Origin of the sequence: Campylobacter sp. IFREMER_LSEM_CL1097 (assembly GCF_025772225.1) — a bacterium.
Classification (GTDB): Bacteria; Campylobacterota; Campylobacteria; order Campylobacterales; family Campylobacteraceae; genus Campylobacter_D; species Campylobacter_D lari_D.
Genome location: NZ_JAKMRT010000021.1, coordinates 1 through 18,767, shown reverse-complemented (window position 1 = coordinate 18,767; position 18,767 = coordinate 1). Strand labels below are relative to the sequence as shown.

Annotated in this window: 21 protein-coding genes and 1 pseudogene; 8 read left to right on the top strand and 14 right to left on the bottom strand. The window is 29.5% G+C overall.

From position 1 onward, the window contains the following. From L8W64_RS07920 to moaC, 4 genes are all read right to left on the bottom strand, one after another. Window positions 1–1,050: cache domain-containing protein (locus L8W64_RS07920; RefSeq protein WP_263673392.1), on the bottom strand; the 1,050-nt coding region annotated here is incomplete at its 3' end. Window positions 1,051–1,100: 50 nt separating this feature from the next. Further along, window positions 1,101–2,231, bottom strand: coding sequence for a hypothetical protein (locus tag L8W64_RS07915; protein WP_133319953.1), 1,131 nt, complete (start codon window positions 2,229–2,231; stop codon window positions 1,101–1,103). Window positions 2,232–2,243: 12 nt separating this feature from the next. Then, on the bottom strand, window positions 2,244–2,507 hold the full coding sequence (locus L8W64_RS07910; RefSeq protein WP_133319952.1) for a DUF493 family protein: 264 nt from the start codon (window positions 2,505–2,507) through the stop codon (window positions 2,244–2,246). After that, a complete protein-coding gene (gene moaC / locus L8W64_RS07905) occupies window positions 2,485–2,958 on the bottom strand; it encodes a cyclic pyranopterin monophosphate synthase MoaC (RefSeq protein ID WP_263659935.1) in 474 nt (157 codons plus the stop codon). Before moaC ends, L8W64_RS07910 begins: the two co-directional genes overlap by 23 nt. Before the next feature lie 87 nt (window positions 2,959–3,045). On the opposite strand from moaC, the gene L8W64_RS07900 reads away from it, so the two are divergent. Next, entirely contained in the window at window positions 3,046–3,207 is a 162-nt protein-coding gene (locus L8W64_RS07900; RefSeq protein WP_133319950.1) for a highly acidic protein, read from the top strand. A gap of 2 nt (window positions 3,208–3,209) precedes the next feature. Beyond that, window positions 3,210–4,520, top strand: a complete 1,311-nt coding sequence (locus L8W64_RS07895) for an MFS transporter (protein WP_263673391.1) — start codon at window positions 3,210–3,212, stop codon at window positions 4,518–4,520. Here L8W64_RS07895 and L8W64_RS07890 read toward each other — a convergent pair. Further along, a complete protein-coding gene (locus L8W64_RS07890) occupies window positions 4,489–4,965 on the bottom strand; it encodes a cysteine permease (RefSeq protein ID WP_263659937.1) in 477 nt (158 codons plus the stop codon). The two genes, L8W64_RS07895 and L8W64_RS07890, sit on opposite strands and share 32 nt — an antisense overlap. Before the next feature lie 109 nt (window positions 4,966–5,074). Here L8W64_RS07890 and L8W64_RS07885 point away from each other — a divergent pair, with 109 nt between their 5' ends. Continuing rightward, window positions 5,075–5,458 carry a group III truncated hemoglobin gene (locus L8W64_RS07885; protein WP_263666933.1) on the top strand — a complete coding sequence of 128 codons (384 nt, stop codon included), beginning with the start codon at window positions 5,075–5,077 and terminating at the stop codon, window positions 5,456–5,458. A 16-nt stretch (window positions 5,459–5,474) separates the two neighbouring features. Here L8W64_RS07885 and L8W64_RS07880 read toward each other — a convergent pair whose 3' ends face one another. From L8W64_RS07880 to recA, 4 genes are all read right to left on the bottom strand, one after another. Further along, window positions 5,475–6,158, bottom strand: a complete 684-nt coding sequence (locus tag L8W64_RS07880; protein WP_263673389.1) for an AMIN domain-containing protein — start codon at window positions 6,156–6,158, stop codon at window positions 5,475–5,477. After that, window positions 6,148–6,324 carry a hypothetical protein gene (locus tag L8W64_RS07875; RefSeq protein ID WP_259443318.1) on the bottom strand — a complete coding sequence of 59 codons (177 nt, stop codon included), beginning with the start codon at window positions 6,322–6,324 and terminating at the stop codon, window positions 6,148–6,150. The genes L8W64_RS07880 and L8W64_RS07875 overlap by 11 nt, the downstream gene beginning before the upstream one ends. 101 nt (window positions 6,325–6,425) lie before the next feature. Then, window positions 6,426–7,670, bottom strand: coding sequence for a phosphopyruvate hydratase (eno, locus tag L8W64_RS07870; protein ID WP_263673388.1), 1,245 nt, complete (start codon window positions 7,668–7,670; stop codon window positions 6,426–6,428). Further along, entirely contained in the window at window positions 7,670–8,704 is a 1,035-nt protein-coding gene (gene recA / locus L8W64_RS07865; RefSeq protein ID WP_263660826.1) for a recombinase RecA, read from the bottom strand. The genes eno and recA overlap by 1 nt, the downstream gene beginning before the upstream one ends. A gap of 109 nt (window positions 8,705–8,813) precedes the next feature. Here recA and L8W64_RS07860 point away from each other — a divergent pair, with 109 nt between their 5' ends. The 3 genes from L8W64_RS07860 to L8W64_RS07850 are packed head-to-tail and all read left to right on the top strand — an operon-like array spanning window position 8,814 to window position 10,744. After that, window positions 8,814–9,677, top strand: coding sequence for a menaquinone biosynthesis family protein (locus L8W64_RS07860; protein ID WP_263673387.1), 864 nt, complete (start codon window positions 8,814–8,816; stop codon window positions 9,675–9,677). A gap of 27 nt (window positions 9,678–9,704) precedes the next feature. Next, entirely contained in the window at window positions 9,705–9,971 is a 267-nt protein-coding gene (gene fliQ, locus L8W64_RS07855) for a flagellar biosynthesis protein FliQ (protein ID WP_012660903.1), read from the top strand. Further along, window positions 9,968–10,744, top strand: a complete 777-nt coding sequence (locus L8W64_RS07850; protein WP_263673385.1) for a UDP-N-acetylmuramate dehydrogenase — start codon at window positions 9,968–9,970, stop codon at window positions 10,742–10,744. The genes fliQ and L8W64_RS07850 overlap by 4 nt, the downstream gene beginning before the upstream one ends. On the opposite strand, the gene L8W64_RS07845 is transcribed toward L8W64_RS07850, so the two are convergent. From L8W64_RS07845 to topA, 5 genes are read right to left on the bottom strand one after another with little or no spacing between them, the layout of a single operon-like run. Continuing rightward, window positions 10,737–11,387 (bottom strand): hypothetical protein, encoded by a 651-nt coding sequence (locus L8W64_RS07845; RefSeq protein WP_263673383.1) that lies wholly within the window; start codon window positions 11,385–11,387, stop codon window positions 10,737–10,739. The two genes, L8W64_RS07850 and L8W64_RS07845, sit on opposite strands and share 8 nt — an antisense overlap. Further along, entirely contained in the window at window positions 11,387–12,145 is a 759-nt protein-coding gene (locus L8W64_RS07840; protein ID WP_263673382.1) for a 3'(2'),5'-bisphosphate nucleotidase CysQ, read from the bottom strand. The genes L8W64_RS07845 and L8W64_RS07840 overlap by 1 nt, the downstream gene beginning before the upstream one ends. A 39-nt stretch (window positions 12,146–12,184) precedes the next feature. Next, entirely contained in the window at window positions 12,185–13,363 is a 1,179-nt protein-coding gene (locus tag L8W64_RS07835; protein WP_133319939.1) for a cation:proton antiporter, read from the bottom strand. Next, window positions 13,344–14,180, bottom strand: a complete 837-nt coding sequence (locus tag L8W64_RS07830) for a biotin synthase (protein WP_039627786.1) — start codon at window positions 14,178–14,180, stop codon at window positions 13,344–13,346. Before L8W64_RS07830 ends, L8W64_RS07835 begins: the two co-directional genes overlap by 20 nt. Continuing rightward, a complete protein-coding gene (gene topA / locus L8W64_RS07825) occupies window positions 14,180–16,264 on the bottom strand; it encodes a type I DNA topoisomerase (RefSeq protein WP_412175217.1) in 2,085 nt (694 codons plus the stop codon). Before topA ends, L8W64_RS07830 begins: the two co-directional genes overlap by 1 nt. A gap of 130 nt (window positions 16,265–16,394) precedes the next feature. Here topA and L8W64_RS07820 point away from each other — a divergent pair, with 130 nt between their 5' ends. Together L8W64_RS07820 and L8W64_RS07815 are read left to right on the top strand one after the other, a co-directional pair. Beyond that, window positions 16,395–18,107, top strand: coding sequence for a motility associated factor glycosyltransferase family protein (locus L8W64_RS07820; RefSeq protein WP_263673380.1), 1,713 nt, complete (start codon window positions 16,395–16,397; stop codon window positions 18,105–18,107). Between the two features lie 74 nt (window positions 18,108–18,181). Next, window positions 18,182–18,767 (top strand): annotated as a pseudogene (locus tag L8W64_RS07815) (flagellin); the annotation flags it as partial.

Below are 18,767 nucleotides of genomic sequence, written 5' to 3'. Positions count from 1 at the left end.
AATAACTCCAAATTCATCATTAGTCTTAACATCTATCATAGCAGAATCTTTTGTTTTATGATTGATGAAGTCAAAGAAAGAATTGATACCTTTTTGGATTGCTTGTAAAGGGGATAGATAATAAGAGATGATGAAGTAGAGTATGATAACACTTAAGGCAACCATGATACTTACAACAATTGTTTGTATTGTTGCTGTTTTGAAAATAGGCTCATTTATAACATCAGCACTTTCGGTGCTACAAACAAGGTAAGAAGATATTTTAGCACATATACCTAGTCTTTCTTTTCCTTTTAATCCATATTCAAAGAAAGAATAATCACCATTTTGTTTGTGTGCATTTAATACCGGTCCATGATCTACCGATGGATCTAATAACTGTTTGTTTTTAGCAACAAATATCTTTCCATTTTCATCAAATAAAAAGCTATTACCAGGCATATTTTCAAAATTTTCTTGAAGCTCTTTTACTGGAATATCAACCCCAATAATTCCTACAAAATTACCATTTTTATATATAGATTTAGTATATGTTATTACATATTGATTTGTTGCTTTATCAATATAAGGAGAAGTGATGAAAATATCTTTATTTTCTTTGGCTCCAATATACCATGGTCTAGTTCTAGCATCATAGTTGATATTTTGTCCATAAATTTCGATATTTTTATTATTTTTATCACTAGTATCATTACTTACAAGATTTTCTCCATTATCTAAACTTATAAAAGCAGATAAAACTCCAGAAGCTTTTCTATATGATTTTAAAATAGAGCCAACATTATCTATCAAAGCTTGTTCGGAATTTAATTTTTCATATGGAAATTCCAAAATTGTTTTTTCCAAATTTAAAATTAAATCACTATTGTGCTTTCGAAATGTTTCTAAAGAAGTTCGAGCAACTTGTAAAATATCATTTTGCCTTTTTAGTTCATTATCATAAAGGTATGTTTTGGTAAAGTAAAAACTTAACACACCTAAAATAATCAAACTTAGCGCAGTGAAAAAATTTGCCATTAAAGACAATTTAACTTTCAAAGTGTTAAACATAATTTCCTCCGTATTTTATTTTTGTAATTTTAATTTTTAAAAATTAATTATCAATTAATATTTTTTTTAATTAATTTTTTTGCTTTTTCCCACAATCTTACTCCCAATTCTTTTGCATTGTTTTTATCTAAATTTTTATATTTATGGCTTGCGAGTTTTTCGAGTTCATTTAACTCTTTAGCTAAAATATTGAGTTTGCTTTGTGCTAGCTTGCTAAAATCATCAATTTTTGGATTTTGTTTAATTTCATTAATTTTGATAAGAATTTGCTCTCTGTTTTCTTGTATTAAGCGTTTAAATTTGGCAAATAAAGTGTCAAATTTATTTTCTAATAAATCTTTAAGTATATCTTTTACGGGATTATTAAATTCTAATGATATTTTTTTAAGCATTTGGATAAATTCTTGCTCTATGTCTATAAGCTCTTTTTCTTTATTTTTTAAATCATGTTCTAAAGCGCTATATGCAAAGCTTGATTTAAATTTTTCAATCGCCAAAGAAATTCCTTCTTGTGTCCCATAAATACTTCCTATACATAAATCATAAGCAAAAGCCTTTGATTCGTTAGCAAGTTCAAAAGCAGCATTTAAAACTACTTGGGATATTTTTAAAATTCTTTCTTTTTCAAAGCTTCCTTCGCAAATTGCATTAAATACAAGGTTTTTAGCGATTTCACAAGATGTAAGTTCTATGTTTTCACCTTTTTCTAAAGTTGTGATAAAAGCACTCTCGGCAGTTTCTTTTAAAAGGCCTAGTATTTCTATATCATAAAGCATTGCATCATTGATACTTATATTAAATTCATTTAAATTTAAATCTTTTAAAGTCTTTTCTAAATCAAAAAAGTTATCGCAAATTTTGTGTTTAATGGTGTTTTTTTGTTCTTCTATTTTTACTTTTAATTTGCCATATTCGTTAATATAAACAAAAAATGCTTTTTTATCTTCTTCAACTCTAGCTTTAATAATACCTTGGATTATTTTGGAAATATTTTCTTCATTTATAAGTCCAAGTTTTTCTAATACTTTAGAAAAGATAGCAAAAAGCTCTTCATTGCTAGTATTTTCAAAACTAATTTTTTTATAACTTAGATTAAAAACAAGCTCACTAATTAAGTTTGGAATTTCATTTTTTTCACAAGCTAAGAGAGAATTTTCAAAAATTATGGCTAAATTTTTCATATTTTTCCTTTTTTATAATACAAATTTCGCTTTACTTTTTAATTGATTAAAAATATTTAAACGATCATCTTTACTATCGACATAAACACTTAAAAGATAACTTTTATATGTTCCTTGTTTGCTAGTATTTGAGATTTTATATTTAAATTCTCTTTCATTGAGTATTTGGGTGAAAATTTCTAAAGCATCAACTTCAGCTTCAAAAACGACTTTATAATCCCAAAAAGTAGGGTAGTTTATAATAGGTTCTTTTTTAAGATCGCAGATATTTACCACTTTTTCCTCCTTCTTTGCTTTCTAAAACTATATCAGTAATTTGCATACTTTTATCAATAGCTTTAACCATATCATAAATAGTTAAAAGCCCAATGCTAACAGCTGTTAAGCTTTCCATTTCAACCCCTGTTTTTCCTTCGCATTTTACGGTTACAAAGAGTTGAAAAGAACATTCTTCTTTGTTTTCTTCTATATGGGTTTGTACTTTTGAGATCATTAAAGGATGACACATTGGGATAAGATTTGAAGTTTGTTTAGCTCCTATTATGGCTGCTGTGATGGCAGTTTGCAAAACAGGCCCTTTTTTAGCTTTGTTTTCAATGATAGCTTCAAATGCTTCTTTGCTCATGTATATTTTACCGCTTGCACAAGCTTCTCTTTGGGTAATATCTTTTTGACTTACATCTACCATTTTGGGGTGATTTTTTTCATCTAAATGCGTTAAATTCATATTTTTCCTTAAGTAAAGTTTGAAAAATTATACCAAAATGTATATTTTTATATTAAAATACTACTAAAAAATTTTAAAGGATTTGCAATGGCTTATGATGATGAAGAATTTGAAAATTATGATGATGAAATGTATGATGAAGCAGATGATGATACTTATGCAAATAATCAAAGATCATATAATTATGATGATGATGATTATGAATACGATGATGATTATAGTGATGATGATACTTATGAGATGGATTAATCGTGGGTAAAAATCTTACTAAAAAAGACATAAAAGTTTTGAGTCTTTCTTCTTTGGGAGGGACTTTAGAATTTTACGATTTTATCATTTTTGTATTTTTTGCAAGTTATATTTCTAAAAATTTTTTTCCTGAAGATTTAAGTCCATTTTGGAAAATGTTTAATACTTATGGAATTTTTGCCGCAGGATATTTAGCTAGACCACTTGGTGGTATAATCATGGCACATTTTGGCGATAAATTTGGTCGTAAAAAAATGTTTATGCTTAGTATTTTACTGATGGTTGTGCCAACTTTTATGCTTGCTTTTATACCTACTTATGAAAGCATAGGATATTTATGTATAGTATTTTTAATATTTGTAAGGATTTGTCAAGGTATAGCTATAGGTGGGGAATTACCTGGTGCTTGGGTTTTTGTTTTTGAGCATGCTCCAAATGGACAAAAACGCACTTATCTTGGATTTTTAACAGCTTCTGTAGTAGGTGGAATTTTGCTTGGAAGTTTTGTATTTTTAATAATGAATAAGCTTTTTACACAAGAAGAACTTTATGAATGGGCCTGGAGAATTCCATTTTTCTTAGGAGGAATTTTTGGGATTATTTCTGCTTATTTGCGTAAATTTTTACAAGAAACACCTGTTTTTGAACAAATGAAAAAAGATAAGGCTTTAGAAAAATTCCCTTTAAAAGAAGTATTTAGAAAAGCTAAGCTGGGCGTTGTACTTTCTATGTTGATAACTTGGGTTTTGACGGCTTGTATTGTTGTGATGATTTTAACTATACCTTCTTTTATGGCAAAAATGTTAAATATTGATGCAAGCGTTCAAACTTACATACAAATGTTTGGTATAGTTTTGCTTGTAATTGGTTGTATATTAAGTGGAATTTTGGCTGATAAAATAGGTATAGTAAAAGCTTGTATGATTTTTTCGCTAGGATTTTTCTTAACTTGTTTATTTTATTTTAACGCTCTTTATGCTAAAACACCTGATTTTAATTTAGTGAGTGTGTATTATTTAAGCGCTTGCTTTTTTACCGGAGTGATGAATTTTTGTCCTTTGATGATGAGTGAGGTATTTGATGCTAAGATTAAATTTTCAGGGCTTAGTTTTTCTTATAATATAGCTTATGCAATAGCTGGTGGGTTTACTCCGCAACTTGCTTTATTTTTACACACTATTGCTTTGGGAAATTTAGAAAATATTGCTCGTTTTTCTTTAGGATTTTATATGTTTGCTATGGCTATAATTTCGCTTGTTTGTGCTTTGATATTTAAATATCTTAGTAATACCCAACGCACATACTCTCAGTGATTTTAATGCGTTTTTCCAAAGGAGTAGGACTGAAAAAATGGCATTTTTCGATATAAATATTATAACTATAATCTAAATTTAAAAAATCGTAAAATGCCTTTAAATTTACAAATTTAACCCCACAAACTTCTTTTATATCTAAGATTTTATAAATTTGAGAATTGTTTTTTTCTACCAAATGTGATGGAGCTAAAGTAGTAAATGAGCAAAAGGCACTTGCTAATACAAAGCCACTTAGATTTTCACATTTTTGTATAAGATGTTGGTGTTTTTGTAAAATACTTTTTTTATGTAAAAATACCACTCTTGTGCCTTGATAGCGTGCTGCCTGAACATTTTTCCAAAATTTATAAGCATTTTTAGAAATATTTGCTAATTGGTGTAATTGTATATTTAAAATATAATTATCCAAGAATTGATTGGGTGGTAAAATAGTATAAGTCATATTTTTTCTTTAAATTTGTTTTTTATGATTATACTAAAAATTGACTTTTGTTTATATTTTTGCTTTATAAATTCAATACAATTATCCAAAATTATTTTGAAGGAAAAACATGAAATTTGATACTATTAATCATGATGGTATAAAAAAACTTATGGATGTTTTTTATGCAAAAGTTAGAACAGATAAGGATTTAGGGCCTATTTTTAATGAAAAAATTGGTATAGATGATGAGAGCTGGAAAAAACACAAAGAAAAAATAGCAAGTTTTTGGGCAGGGATGTTTTTAGGTGATCCAAGTTATAGCGGTTCTCCTTTGAGAGCTCATCATGAACTACCTTCGTTTCCAAGAGAATTTTTTGATGTTTGGCTTAATCTGTTTGATGAGAGTTTGCAAGAAGTTTTTGAAGATGAACCAAGAAGTATTATTATAGAAAGAGCTAAAATGATAGCTCAAAGATTTCAAATGATTATTTATGATCACAGATTTGCTTAAGAGTTTTTAAAAACTCTTAGCGATAGTTAAAGGTATGTAAATTTTCACCTTGAGAGTATTTATAACTATATTTTCCATCAAGATAAATTACCAAACGATAATATCCTTTATGTGATCCAAATACAACTTTTCTAACATGAGCAGTATTAACTTGTAAAGTTTTTGTATTGAAATTTTGCTTTTTAGCAAAATCTATAATGATTTTAGTTGGATCTCCTATAGATAAATGTCTTAGCATTCTATCTTCGGTTTTGATATTAATCTTATTATTATAAAAGCTAATAGAAATAAAATTATAAATATTTCCACTAAAAATTGGTGTTTCAATGTTTAAAGTGGTATTGTTTTCTTCTGTTTTAGTGTTTTTTACCCCTTGTTCTTGTGGCACAGTAACAGAAACATCAAGTATAGGTGTGGCATTTGGACTTTTGGCTTTTATAAATGAGTAAGTATCATGCCAATTGATACTTTTGTATATATCTAGAGTAGTTTGCTCTTCAGAGCCATCAAGATTAATATAAGTAATAGTAATATTTTTTAAAATTCTTGCATCAGAATTAAAAGTAAAATCCTGTCTTTGAAAAGGACTAAGTTTTACAAACTCGGTGTTTTGTTGTTCTGAGTTATTGTCAAAAGGATTATCTTTTGCATTTAAAAATACACAGGATAATAAAAATAGTAAAAAAAAATTAATTCTCATGCGAATTTTCTCCTTTAAGTCTTAAAAGCTGTAGGTATTCTTTTTGAGCTTGAGCATTTTTAGCTTTTAAGGTTATTATGTTTTTCTCTAAAATTTTTTGCTCCTCTTTAAGCGATAATAAAACATCTAAAGAGGATTTGCCAAAAAACATATTACCAAAATACATAGCAACAATAATAGCTACAAATGATAATGCAATAGTTTTTATTAGATGATGACGAGCCTCCTTCTTTTTAGAATGCTCATCATACTCTTTTAATAAATCACTCAGAGTTTATCTCCTAAATACTCATCATTATCAAGTTCGATTTCTAACAAACGATTATATTTAGCTGTTCTTTCACCTCTTGCTAGAGCTCCTGTTTTGATTTGTCCTGTATTAAGCGCTACTGCAAAATCAGCTATAAAAGCATCTTCGCTTTCCCCGCTTCTATGACTCATAATACATCTGTAATTATTTTTATGAGCTAGTCTTACTGTTCTCATAGTTTGAGTGATTGTACCGATTTGATTAGGCTTGATTAATACAGCATTTGCCATATTTTTCATGATACCTTCTCTTAAAATATCTTCATTAGTTACAAACAAATCATCACCCACAAGTTGAATTTTATTGCCAAGCTTTTGAGTGAGTTTAATCCAACCTTCATAATCATCTTCAGCCAAACCATCTTCAATACTAAAAATAGGATATTTAGCACATAATTCTTCATAGCGAGCAATCAAGTCTTCACTTGAGAAAACTTTACCCTCTAAATGGTATTTACCATCTTTATAAAGCTCACTACTTGCTACATCTAGTGCTAGTTTGATTTTATTTTCATAGCCTGCTTTTTTAATACAAGTCATTAAAAGATCAAGTGGTTCAGTGTTGTTTGCTAAATTTGGTGCAAAACCGCCCTCATCGCCTAAGGCAGTAGAGTGACCTAGATTAGCTAATTCTTTTTTCAATACTGCATAAATTTCACAAACTGATCTTAGCCCTTCTTTAAAGCTTGAAAAACCAAAAGGCATAATCATAAATTCTTGAAAATCTACACTATTGTTTGCGTGCGCACCGCCATTGATGATATTGCACATTGGCACAGGTAATACACTTGCATTTGCTCCACCTAAGTAGCGATATAAAGGCACACCTAGTGCATTAGCAGCAGCGCGCGCTGTTGCCATAGAAATTCCTAAAGTTGCATTTGCTCCTAGGTTGGAATAATTTTTTGTCCCATCAAGCTCTAAAAGAGTATTATCTAGCTGAGTTTGATTGAACGCATCAAGCCCTATAATGTTTTCAGCTATGGTGCCATTGATGTTTTCAATAGCTTTTAAAACACCTTTTCCGCCAAATCTCTCATCATTATCTCTTAATTCCAAAGCTTCTTTTTTTCCTGTGCTTGCACCACTTGGAACGATAGCACTACCCACACTGCCATCGCTTAGCATGATTTCAGCTTTAATGGTAGGATTGCCTCTACTATCTAAAACTTCAAAAGCTCTTAAATCTTCAATAATCAACATTATTCTTCTCCTTCATCGTTTTCTTTTGCGCCCAAAATCATACTATCTATACCGATTGAGTTTTGTATAGCTTGAGTAATTTCATCTGCAATAGCTGGATTTTCTTTTAAAAAGGCTTTAGCATTTTCTCTACCTTGACCAAGTTTAGAAGCCTTGTAAGAAAACCATGCACCACTTTTATCAATAATATCAAGTTTTACACCATAATCTATTAGCTCGCCTTCACGACTTACACCCTCACCAAACATCACATCAAATTCAGCTTGTTTAAAAGGAGGGGCTACTTTGTTTTTAGCCACTTTTACTTTAACGCGGTTTCCAATAGGCTCATCATTTTGTTTTAAGGTGGCTGTTTTTCTTACATCTAAACGCACTGAAGCATAAAATTTTAAAGCATTTCCGCCAGTAGTTGTTTCAGGAGTGCCATAGCCCATCATGCCTATTTTCATACGAATTTGATTGATGAAAATTACAGTAGTGTTCATTTTATGAACGATACCAGTTAATTTTCTTAAAGCTTGGCTCATTAATCTTGCTTGAAGACCTACATGTTGATCTCCCATATCACCTTCGATTTCTGCTTTTGGAGTAAGTGCAGCAACGCTATCTACCACTATTAGATCAATGGCTCCACTTCTTGCTATAGTTTCAACGATTTCTAAGGCTTGTTCTCCAAAATCTGGTTGAGAGATGTAAAGATTTTCTGTATCAACACCTAAATTTTTTGCATATCTTACATCAAGAGCGTGTTCAGCATCAATAAACGCACAAACTCCACCTTTTTTTTGACATTCTGCTATGATGTGTAAGGTAAGTGTAGTTTTACCTGAACTTTCAGGTCCATAAATTTCTATAATTCTTCCTTTTGGAACCCCACCAATTCCTAAAGCTAAATCAAGTCCAACAGAACCTGTAGGAATAGAATCAATTTTTTCAACTTCTTTATCGCCAAGTCTTAAAATAGTACCTTTTCCAAAGGTTTTATCAAGACTTTTTAAGGCTGCATCAAGTGATTTTCTTTTATTATCATCCATGCTTGTTAATCCTTTTATAATATGTTTAAAATTGTATCAAAAAGAAATTTAATATAAGTTTTTATTTTGAATTTTGCTAAAATACTTTTTTAGATTTTTAAGGAAAAAAATGAATAAAAAAATTAGCGTAGCGCACTCTCCTGATGCTGATGATATTTTTATGTATATGGCGATTAAATTTGGTTGGGTTGGAAATGCTTATGAGTATGAAAATACAGCCTTGGATATACAAACTTTAAATGAGCTTGCATTAGAAAATATATACGATGTTAGTGCGATATCTTTTGCACTTTATCCTTTAATAGCTAGTGAATATGCTTTATTAAAAACTGCTGTGAGTTTTGGTGAGGGTTATGGGCCAAAGCTTATTAAGAAAAAGAATAAAAAATTAAAGCCAAATTTTAAAGTTGCTTTAAGTGGAGCACACACTACTAATGCTTTAATCTTTCGCATAAAATATCCACAAGCTAGAATAATTTATAAGAATTTTTTAGAGATTGAAAAGGCTGTTTTAGAAGATGAAGTTGATGCGGGAGTGCTTATACATGAGAGCATTTTAGAATTTGATTCTAGTTTGTGTGTTGAGGCTGAACTTTGGGATATTTGGCAAGAATTAGCAAAAAATGATTTACCTTTACCTTTAGGTGGTATGGCCCTTAGAAGATCTTTACCGCTTAGTGATGCAATAGCGGTTGAAAAAGATTTGATTAAAGCAGTAGAAGTAGCCGATCATAATAGAAAAATCTTAGCCTCCATGCTTTTAGAGCGTAATTTAATACGCGTTGATGCACAAAAACTTGATGTGTATTTAAATTTATATGCAAATAAAAACTCTATTAATATGAATGATAAACAATACAATGCCATAGATAAGCTTTTTGAGCTTGGATATAATCATGGATTTTATGAGAAGTTAATAAAAAGTAAAGATCATCTTATCCCTAGTGAGTATGAAGAATTTAGAAATTCTTGATAGAATTTAAATTTTTAAGGAGTAAATATGGAAAGTACTTTAGTAGCCTTGGGTGTACAAACTTTTAAAATCACACTTATGCTTTCTTTACCTATGCTTTTAGCAGGGCTTATTGCAGGGCTTATTATAAGTATTTTTCAAGCTGTAACGCAAATTAACGAAGCCACGCTTTCTTTTGTGCCAAAAATTTTACTTGTTGTTGTGGTAATAGTATTTTTAATGCCTTGGATGATAAGTTCTATGATTGATTTTACAACTAATATTTTAAATCAAATTCCAAGCTTTATTAGATGATTATTGATTTTTCTAAGTATTCTTCTGTGCGTATAGGTGAGAGCTTTGAAGTGCAAACACTTGAAGAGCCTTGCGAATTTGATGGTTTTTTAATAGGTGGGGCAAATAATCTTTTAATCTCTCCAAAACCCAAAAAACTTGGAATTTTAGGGAAAAGTTTTGATTATATTAAAATTTTAGAGCAAAATGAAAAAGGTATGTTTTTAGAGATAGGCTCTAGCGTGAAATCTTTTAAAATATATCATTTTGCTAAAGAAAATAACTTAAAAGGCTTTGAGTTTTTAAGAAATATCCCAGGGACTTTGGGCGGTATTTTAAAAATGAATGCAGGATTAAAAGATGAGGATATTAGCAAAAATTTAATTAGTATTTGCACTTTTAATCAAGAAATTTTAAAACAAAATATTGCTTTTGCTTATAGGTTTAATCCTATTAAAGAAGTGATGTTTAGTGCGAAGTTTTTTTTAGAATATGGATTTGACCCAATTAAAGATGAGCTTTTAAAAAATGCAAGAAAAAATCAGCCCAAAGGTGCTAGCTTTGGCTCTATTTTTAAAAATCCCAAAAACGATCATGCAGGAAGGTTGATAGAAGCAGTTAATCTTAAAGGTTTTAGTAAAAATGATGCGATGTTTAGCAATGAACATGCAAATTTTTTAATCAATAAAAAACATGCTAGTTTTGATGATGCTTTATTTTTGATAGAGCTTGCTAAAAAAAGAATTTTTGAAGAATTTGGGATTGTTTTAGAAGAAGAAGTGGTAATTATATAGTATTTTTAATATCTTCATAAACAATTGTAGCTATTTCATGGACTAATTCTTGATAAGATTTATTTTTATCATTTGTGCTAAATTGAGTATTGATAGTAAGGATTTTATGATCTTTTAGTTTTTTTGTTTTGGCATTAAAAAGTTTGTATTCTATGTCGGCTTTGACTTCAAAATTTGAAAAAAGCAAGAAATTTTGTTGGCTTGCTTGAATACTTTTTAAATCTAGCAAAATAATAAAATCAGCCTTTTTGAAACGATTAAATTCTAAAAACTCACTTGCATTGATGAAATTTTTATTTGTTTGTAAGATATTTTGACTATTGATATAAGTTTGATTTTCTTTTTGACTAAGTAAGGCAAAATTATTTTGCTCATTTAAAATAGCACTTAATGCTTTTAGTGTGTCTTTTGCCATGCTTTTAGCATCGATTTTTAAATTTGAAAAATAAAAATTATATTCTTTTTCATAGCTTGGCACTAAAGCTAAGGTGCTAATGTGTGAGAGTTTATCATAATTTATATCTTGATCAAGATTGATGATATTAAAATTATCATTATTTTGTAATTTGATGATTTTTTTATTTGCAAAAGAATTAGCATAAATAGCACTTAAAAAACACAAAAACACCAAAAAAAATCTCACTAAAAACCTTTTAATTTAAATTCATTCTTAGCAAAAGCTATAAAACTTGGAAGTTTAAAATCAGGACTATTGTAGTTTAAGGCCTTTTTGTCAAAATCGTATAAAATTCCACCATTTTGTTTGACTAAAAAATCTCCTGCGGCTATATCCCAAGCTTTTGGGCCGCCAAAACGCGGGTAAATTCCAGCTTTTGCTTCAAGTAAATATACAAACTTTAAAGCAGATGAAACCTTAATGCCTTCAAGATGATTTTGAATAAAAAAATCTTCATTATTATCATGATTTTTAGAGTAAAGGGCTATATTTTTAACCTTTTCGTATTGCTCTAAACTAAGATTTAAAATTTCATTATTTTTATAAACTTTAGTATGGGTATGTGCATAATAAAATGCATTATTTTCCACATCGCCTATAAGCGAAAGCACAGGAGTGTTTTTATGGATTAATGCGATTAAAACACAATATTCTTTATCTTTTTTAGCATAAGATTTAGTGCCATCAAGAGGATCTATTAGCCAAAAATACTCTAAATTTTTTCTTTCTTCATAAGAAAGTATATTTTCTTCAGAGCATATAGCTATATCACTTGAAGCTAAAATTTCACTAATAGCTTCATTAGATTTTATATCAGCTAAACCTACTGGGGAATCATCATCTTTAAACCATAAGGTATTTTTGTCTTTATATTCAAGCAATACCTTAGAGGCTTCCTTGCCTGCTTTTAAGGCTAATTCTAAAAGTGTGTCTAAATTTTTCATAAGAAAATTATAGCAAGTGAAAATAAATACTTAGTAGAGTTATTTTCTACTAAGATTATTGATAAATTTTATTAAGCTAATAGCTAAAATTGCTTCAAGTAAAGCAGTAAGCACTAGTCCTGAGTATATATCTTGAGTGATAATATTAGTTTGATAAGAAAGCGTGGCTACTGCGATAAGTAAGGTTAGTGGCATAGAATGGCTTAAGCCAAATAAAAAGGTATTTTTTAAACCAAGTATTTTTACAAAAGTCATAGCACAAAGTATTCTTAGTCCTATCATAAAGATAGTTAGTGAAAAAGCTATGATTAAAACTTGAGGGTTTAAAAGCATTTGGAGTTTAAAGCTTGAACCTATATAAATGAAAAATATAGGGATTAAAAAGCCATAACCAAAACTAGAAAGTTTATGCTCTAAGTCTTTTTTATGATCAAAAAAAGTAGCTATAAATGAACCCGCTATAAAAGCTCCAAGTGCAACTTCAAGTTTAAAATAAATCATAATCGCAACTATGGCTATGAAAATTGCCATGCAAAATCTTATATCTTTTTCATTTTGATCTTGCCAAGGCATGAGTATGGTTTTAAGTTGTGGATACCACCAAAAAAGTACTTCTAAAAATTTAAATCCAAAAATACAAAGTGCTAAAAATCCCACCAGGTATAATAAATTTTGAGTGAGTGAGAAAAGATCAGCACCTTTTCCCAAAAATGCCGCAGCTATGGTAAGCAAAACTATGCTCACAACTTCAGCTAAAGTGGCTACCACCATGGATACATTTAGCCACTCACAATTTTTCCCAAAGTCTCTATAAAGCGTTGAGAGCAAACCCACACTCATAACAGGTATGATAATGACAAAAATATAAGAAATATCTATACTTTCAACCGCTAAAACGCTAAAAACATATAAAAGTATGATGTAAATAAAAGCTTTATTAAGTAAGCTTCTTTCAGTTTTTAAAAAGGTTTTAAGATTGATTTCCATCCCTGCTATAAACATAAGATAGTAAAATCCTGCATTAGCCAAAAGCTTAAAATTCTCACTTTCTCCTATAAAACCTAAAAATCCTATAAAAGAGCCAAGCATAATTTCAGTGGCTGAAAGTGGGAGTTTTAAAAATTTAGCAATATAAGGTGATGTAAGCAAACATCCTGCTACGACTAATAAAATTTTTAAATCCGTAGCAGCTTGAGCATCAATGGCATGAGCTAGCAAAGCTAAATCCCATTTGTTTTAGTTTTTGTATATCTTTGCTAGGTTCTTCGCCTTTAGTTGTAAGATAATCACCTACTACTATAGCACTAGCTCCTGCGTCAAAAATTTCATATTGTCTTTCTTTTAGAACTACTTCTCTACCACCTGCTACCATGATATGTGCATTTGGTAAGTCTTTTTTAGTGTCTTTGATGATATTTAACGCCTCATCAGCATTTAATAAGTTTTGCTTGAGCTTTAAATTTTCATTTGGTATGAAAAAATTAATAGGTGAGGAAAAAGGATCAAGCTCTTTTAAACTTGTTCTAAAACTTTTTCTATCAGCTTCACTTTCTCCAAGACCATAAATTCCGCCACAGCAAAGCATTAAACCTGCTTCTTTAGCATAAAGATTAGTTTGAAATCTTTGCTCCCAAGTATGCGTAGAGCATATGTTTGGAAAAAATTCTTTAGAAGTTTCTAGATTATGATTATAAGAAAAAATTCCTGCTTTTTTTAATTCTTTGAGTTGTTCTAAATTTGCTATGCCATTGCAAGCTATGAGTAAAAGTCCTTCTACTTCTTTTTGCACCGCATGAGCTACTTTGCACACATACTCAAGTTTTTCATCATCAAGTCCAGCGCCTGCTGTAACTAAACAAAAACCTAAAGCCTCGTTTTTCTTAGCTATTTTAGCTTCTAAAACAATTTGATCTATATCTTTTCTTTTGTATTTGTTGATATTAGTTTTTACATGAGCGCTTTGAGTGCAGTATTTACAATCTTCCCCGCACCCTCCACTTGCTATATTAGATATAGCACAAAGCATAATTTGCATTAAATTTCCTTTTTGATTTTGCATTTTAAGCACTCTAAAAATGTGCCTTTTTTAAGCTCTTTGATAATCAAAGTTTCGCCACATTTGCTACATTTTTCTTCACTTGGTTTGTATTTGCTTATATAGTTGCATTTTGGATAAGCACTACATCCATAAAATTTACCACGCTTAGAAAAACGCTCCACGATCTCGCCTTCTTGACAGCTTGGGCATTTCACGCCTATGGTATTGAGTTTTTTCTCGCTTTTTTCTTCATTTTGTATTTCTTGTTTTAAATTTCTTGAGTATTTACATTTTGGAAAATTTAAACAAGCTATAAATTCTCCATATCTTCCTTTTCTTATAGCAAGCTCTCCACCACAATCAGGGCAGGTTTCATCTAGCTTTGTGAAAGTTTTTTGACTTTTTATGTTTTTTTTACCTTCATCAATTTTTCTCATAAAAGGAAAATAAAACTCTCTTAAAACTTCTTGCCAGTCCATTTTGCCTTCTGCAATAATATCAAGTTTATCTTCCATTTTAGAAGTAAAATCACTATCTACTATATCGCTAAAGTTTTGTTCTAAAACTTCTGTTACAACAAAGGCTATTTCATTAGGTATGATTTGCTTTTTATCTATACGCACATATTCTCTTGCACTAAGTAAAGAGATGGTTGGAGCATAAGTAGAAGGGCGTCCTATGCCAAGATTTTCTAACTTTTTAACAAGCCCAGCTTCAGAGTATCTTGAAGGTGGCTCGGTAAAATGTGAGCTTAATTCTATATTTTGTATATTTAGTATATCTTCTAGTTTTAAATTAGGTAAAATTTTATCTTTATCCATATCTCCATATACTTTATAATGCCCATCAAATAAAATTTTTCTACCGCTTATTTTAAAACTTGCTTCGTTTGATTTCGCATAGACATTTTGAGTTTGAGATATAGCAGGATTCATTTGTGAAGCTAAAAAGCGATTATATATTAAAGTATATAATCTTGCTTCATCTTTTTCTAAAAATTCACTTGCAAGTTTTGGCGTAAAGCTAAGATTAGTCGGTCTTATAGCTTCATGTGCTTCTTGAGCGCCTTTGCTTTTAGTGGTATAAATATTTGCTTTGCTTGGTAAGTATTCTTTGCCAAAATCATTTTTGATGAGTTTTCTTACTTCTTCTAAAGCTTCTTTTGCGATGTTTAAGCTGTCAGTTCTCATATAAGTAATCACACCCATAATACCTTGATGGGTTTTTACACCCTCGTAAAGTTTTTGAGCAATCATCATGGTTTTTTTAGGGTTAAAACCTAGGCGATTGCTCGCGCTTTGTTGCAAGGTTGAAGTCATAAAAGGTGCTTGTGGAGCTATTTTTCTATCTTTACTTTCTATATCTTTTATTTTAAAGTTAGCATTTTTGCAAGCTTCAAAGATGAGTTTGGCTCTATCTTCGTTAGTTAGACTTAGTTTTTCTATTTTTTGATTTTGAAATTCGACTAATTCGGCTTGCAAGTCTTTTTCAAAAATCATATCTATACTAAAGTATTTTAAAGGAATAAAAGCTTTTATTTCTCTTTCTCTATCGACGATGATTTTTAAAGCCGCGCTTTGCACACGCCCTGCGCTTAAGCCTTTTTGGATTTTTTGATTTAGTAAAGGACTTAATTTATAGCCTACTATGCGATCAAGTAAGCGTCTAGTTTGTTGGGCATTGACGCTATTTACATTTAAAGATCTTGGGTTTTTTAAAGCATTTTCTATAGCGCTTTTAGTAATCTCATGAAAAACTATGCGTGGTAGGGAATTTTCATCTTTATTAATAGCCTTAGCTATATGATAAGCTATGGCTTCACCCTCACGATCCTCATCGGTTGCAAGGTAGATGGTTTTAGCTTTTTTAGCCTTTTCTTTGAGTTCTTTTACTAAACTTGAATGATCATTTGAAATTCTATATTCTGGTTTAAAATTTTCATCTTCTATTTTTATACCAAAGCTAGTTTTAGGTAAATCTCTAATGTGGCCTTTAGAAGCTATTACTTCATAGTCTTTACCTAGAAAATTACCTATGGTTTTAGCTTTAGCAGGTGATTCTACTATGATTAAATTTTTCATTATTTTCCTTATAAGGATTAAAATTAGTAAAAGTGTATAAAAAAAAGTTAAATTTTTTGCTTAGATGGATTTTTAAATAAAATGCAATTAATGATATAATTTTCTATAATTAAATTTCATAGGATATAAAATGTTTTTGCAAAAAAACTTACAAGCTTTAGAATTTACCAATAAACCATTACAAGAAAAAATTCTATCTTTAAAAGAAGAATTTATCGAAATCTTTCCAAGTCAAACACCCTTTGTGCCTTCAAAAGATGATTTAATAAAACCTAATATATTTTTTTGCGGTATAGGAGATGGACTTTTTTTAAAAAAGCTTATTAATAAACATATTTTTATTTTTGATAAAGCAGAATTTTTTGCTAATGTTTTAAGCAAGATGGATTTGAGACAAGAGCTTTCAAGCGGAAAAATATATCTTTGTGATGTAGAAGAGAAAAGATTAGAAGAGTATCTTGTTTTGCTTTTTTCACAAAAAGATTGTTTTGAGTATTTAGGGCTTTTTAAACTTTTACCTTATAGTGAATTTTATAACAATAGTCCTATGTTTGATTTTGTGTATCAAAAGTGCTTAGATGTGATAAAAAGAGTGGTGGGAAATGTTGATACAAGTTTTACTATGGATGCTAAAATTTATAAACAATTTTTATCTAACATACCTTTAGTCTTAAAAAATACTCCTTTTCAAAGATTTATTTATGAAAATAAAGGAAGAAATAAAAGTGTTATTGTGGTGTGCGCAGGTCCTTCTTTAAATAAACAACTTAAGCTTTTAAAAACTTGTCAAGATGATTATGTGATATTTGCTTTAGATGCTACTTATAAAACTTTACTTAAGAATGAAATTTATCCTGATTTTGTTTTTTCTATGGATATTTACGAAGAATGTGCAAGTTTTTATGAAAATTTACCACAAAGCAAAAAAGAACCCATTTATATTATAAATGCTGCTGTAGATAAAGCTTTAATGCAAATTTTAGAAAATAAAAATCCAAAAATTTTTATTTTAAAAAATTTAGATTATCAACAAAAATTTAATTTAAATGATTTTGGTTATTTAGATATTGGTATCAATGTGGCTCATTTTGCTTATAATTTTGCTATAGCTTTGGGATTTACTAATGTAATCATGATAGGACAAGATTTGGCTTTTAGTGATAGTGGAAAATCTCACGCAGATGCAGCTAACTTTACTTTTCGTGATGAGGAAAAAGCTCAACACGATGCTACTAAATTAAATGTTTTGTCTTATGGAAAGAAAGGGTTTATTCAAACAAATATAGGCTGGGATGAATTTAGAAAACGATTAGAAGTTTTATTTTTATCTCATCCTGATGTTAAATTTTACAATGCCACAGAAGGTGGAGCTTTTATAGATTATACCATAGAGATACCTTTTGAAAAGGTTTTAGCACTATATAAAGATAAAAAACAAGATTATGTATTTCCAAATGTTTTAAGTATTAATAGGCAAGAAAAATTATTAAAAAAATCTTTGGAAATTTTACAAAAAGATTATTTAGAGTTAAATGCTTTACATCAAAAAGCAAAAGATCTTTTAGTAATTTTGCAAAATCAAAATGCAGTTTTTGATGAGCAAGTATCAAAGTTTATTTTTGATTTTAATGATTTATTAGATAATGCAAAAATTTTACAAAGTTTTATGTATAAACCATTATTTTATCATAGGGGCTTTTTTAATGTGAGTTTATATCAAGAGTCTCAAAATGCTTTATCAAGTTATGTAGATTTTTTAAAAATATTTTTAGAAATTGCAGCGTTAAGTTTAGCAAGTATAGAAAATTCTATAAATGAATATAAAAATATCTTAAAAGTATAAATTTTTTTATCATTTTTTCGATATAGCTTAAACAACTGCATGGAAGCGGTTGAATTTATTTAAAAGGATTTAAAATGGGATTTCGTATAAATACTAATGTGGCATCTTTAAATGCTCAAAACAACGCAAATTTAAACTCAAGAGCATTAGATAGCTCTCTAAGCAGATTAAGTTCAGGTCTTAGAATCAACTCTGCAGCAGATGATGCTTCAGGTATGGCTATAGCAGATAGCTTAAGATCACAAGCTAATACTTTAGGTCAAGCTATAAGCAATGGTAATGATGCTTTAGGTATTTTACAAACAGCTGATAAGGCTATGGATGAGCAGCTTAAAATCTTAGATACTATCAAAGTAAAAGCTACTCAAGCAGCACAAGATGGACAAACTACCAAAACAAGAAATATGCTTCAAGCTGATATAAATCGTTTGATGGAGCAACTTGATAATATTGCAAATCAAACTTCATTCAATGGAAAGCAGTTATTAAGTGGTGGTTTTGTAAATCAAGAATTCCAAGTAGGTGCACAGTCAAATCAATCTATCAAAGCAAGTATTGGTTCAACTCAAAGTTCTAAAATAGGTGTAACTAGATTTGAAACAGGTTCTCAAGCTAAAGATAGTGGTATAGCTCAGCTTACCATTAAAAACTATAATGGTA

Bases quoted from the DNA above. Each gene is read 5' to 3' on its own strand.
- moaC (WP_263659935.1), bottom strand. From the start codon at position 2,958: ATGAATTTAACGCATTTAGATGAAAAAAATCACCCCAAAATGGTAGAT.
- L8W64_RS07875 (WP_259443318.1), bottom strand. From the start codon at position 6,324: ATGTATTTTGGTAATATGTTTTTTGGCAAATCCTCTTTAGATGTTTTA.
- topA (WP_412175217.1), bottom strand. From the start codon at position 16,264: ATGAAAAATTTAATCATAGTAGAATCACCTGCTAAAGCTAAAACCATA.
- fliQ (WP_012660903.1), top strand. From the start codon at position 9,705: ATGGAAAGTACTTTAGTAGCCTTGGGTGTACAAACTTTTAAAATCACA.
- L8W64_RS07890 (WP_263659937.1), bottom strand. From the start codon at position 4,965: ATGACTTATACTATTTTACCACCCAATCAATTCTTGGATAATTATATT.
- L8W64_RS07850 (WP_263673385.1), top strand. From the start codon at position 9,968: ATGATTATTGATTTTTCTAAGTATTCTTCTGTGCGTATAGGTGAGAGC.
- L8W64_RS07840 (WP_263673382.1), bottom strand. From the start codon at position 12,145: ATGAAAAATTTAGACACACTTTTAGAATTAGCCTTAAAAGCAGGCAAG.
- L8W64_RS07860 (WP_263673387.1), top strand. From the start codon at position 8,814: ATGAATAAAAAAATTAGCGTAGCGCACTCTCCTGATGCTGATGATATT.
- recA (WP_263660826.1), bottom strand. From the start codon at position 8,704: ATGGATGATAATAAAAGAAAATCACTTGATGCAGCCTTAAAAAGTCTT.
- L8W64_RS07900 (WP_133319950.1), top strand. From the start codon at position 3,046: ATGGCTTATGATGATGAAGAATTTGAAAATTATGATGATGAAATGTAT.
- L8W64_RS07830 (WP_039627786.1), bottom strand. From the start codon at position 14,180: ATGCAAATTATGCTTTGTGCTATATCTAATATAGCAAGTGGAGGGTGC.
- L8W64_RS07820 (WP_263673380.1), top strand. From the start codon at position 16,395: ATGTTTTTGCAAAAAAACTTACAAGCTTTAGAATTTACCAATAAACCA.
- eno (WP_263673388.1), bottom strand. From the start codon at position 7,670: ATGTTGATTATTGAAGATTTAAGAGCTTTTGAAGTTTTAGATAGTAGA.
- L8W64_RS07880 (WP_263673389.1), bottom strand. From the start codon at position 6,158: ATGAGAATTAATTTTTTTTTACTATTTTTATTATCCTGTGTATTTTTA.
- L8W64_RS07915 (WP_133319953.1), bottom strand. From the start codon at position 2,231: ATGAAAAATTTAGCCATAATTTTTGAAAATTCTCTCTTAGCTTGTGAA.
- L8W64_RS07885 (WP_263666933.1), top strand. From the start codon at position 5,075: ATGAAATTTGATACTATTAATCATGATGGTATAAAAAAACTTATGGAT.